The 357-nt window shown below is 59.1% G+C and carries 1 protein-coding gene; it reads left to right on the forward strand.

The annotated features are described in order from the left end of the window. Window positions 1-357: IS5 family transposase (locus ACVOMB_RS21130; protein ID WP_481532943.1), on the forward strand; the 357-nt coding region annotated here is incomplete at both ends.

The raw sequence follows: 357 nt of genomic DNA on the forward strand, positions 1-357 counted from the left end.
TCTGGAGAAGCATCAGTTGGCGGCGGCAATGTTCAAGCAGATCAACGCGCACCTTGCGCGTAAGGGCATGAGCCTGCGCGCCGGCACCATTGTCGATGCAACGATCATCAACGCGCCATCGTCAACCAAGAACGACGACGGCAAGCGTGATCCGCAGATGCATCAGACCAAGAAGGGCAATCAGTGGTTCTTCGGGATGAAGGCGCATATCGGTGTGGATGAGCACTCCGGGCTCGTTCACCACGTGCATTGCACGGCGGCTAATGTGGGTGACGTCACCCAGGTGCAGCACCTGTTGCATGGCCGCGAACAGGAGGTCTATGGCGACAGCGGATATGCCGGTGCGGAGAATCGTGC

The organism is Stenotrophomonas sp. STEN018, from assembly GCF_056760235.1.